Annotated in this window: 1 protein-coding gene; it reads left to right on the forward strand. The window is 45.9% G+C overall.

The features are described from left to right. On the forward strand, positions 1 to 1,229 hold a 1,229-nt coding region (locus R7O13_RS24265; protein WP_318304855.1), incomplete at both ends, for an NAD-dependent succinate-semialdehyde dehydrogenase.

Consider the following 1,229-nt stretch of genomic DNA (forward strand, 5'->3'; position numbering starts at 1 on the left):
AAAAAATGAAACCTTAAAAGAAGTATTTAAACAATGGGCTTCCGACGACGGAGTTGTGGTCATCAACCCTGCAACTGAGCAAGAGTTAATTCGCTTGAAACCGAGTTCAATTGAAGAGTTGGATTGCCTCATTGAAGCGTGTTCGGCTGAACAAGTTCGATGGGCTAAGTTGAGTGCGAAAGAGCGCTCTAGCTGTTTGAAAAACTGGCATCAATTGTTGATGGAACACGCTGAAGATATAGCGACCATTATTACATTGGAACAGGGTAAGCCATTGTCTGAAAGCCGCGGGGAAGTGAGCTTCGGGGCATCTTTTGTAGAGTGGTTTGCAGAAGAGGCTAAACGAGCTTATGGCGAGATTATCCCAGCTCCTGCTGTAGATAGACGTTTATCTACAATTAAACAGCCTGTAGGCGTGTGTGCTGCGATTACACCGTGGAACTTCCCTATTGCTATGATCACACGAAAAGCGGCTCCTGCGTTAGCTGCTGGGTGTGGGATGATCATCAAACCGTCGGAGTTGACCCCTCTGACCGCACTAGCGGTTGTTGAACTTGCGTATCAGGCTGGTATCCCTAAGCCGCTTTTACCTGTTGTTATTTCTGAACAGGCTGCTGAGTTTGGTCAGGTGTTATCGATGGATCCTAGGATCAAGAAGATTTCATTTACGGGTTCGACTCGCGTCGGCAAAATTTTGATGAAGCAGGCTAGTGAAACTGTTAAAGCGGTATCGATGGAACTTGGAGGTAACGCTCCGTTTATTGTTTTTGAGGATGCTGATTTGGAATCAGCTGCTAATGGGCTTATCGCGTCCAAGTTCCGTAATGCAGGGCAAACGTGCGTGTGTACAAACCGTTTATATGTACATCAAAATGTCAAAGAGCGCTTTATGGAAAAAGTGCTCGCGAAAATGATGGAGCTAAATGTTGGGAATGGCTTGGAGTCTGGTGTGACAGTTGGGCCAGTGATCACCATGGCTTCTAAGCATCGTCTGGAGGCTGTTATTGATCAGGCGTTACAAGAGGGGGCTACAATTGCTAACCGTCCTCAAAAGCTCGCAGGGCGCTTTATGGAGCCTGTAATTTTGGATAATGTCGATCAAGGCATGGCTATCGTGCAGCAAGAGTTGTTTGGGCCAGTATTACCCGTATTAACATTTGAAGATGATGAACAAGTGTTAGCAATGGCCAATGATACTGAGTATGGCTTAGCTTGTTATTTCTATACCG

The organism is Vibrio sp. Y176 (genome assembly GCF_033438945.1).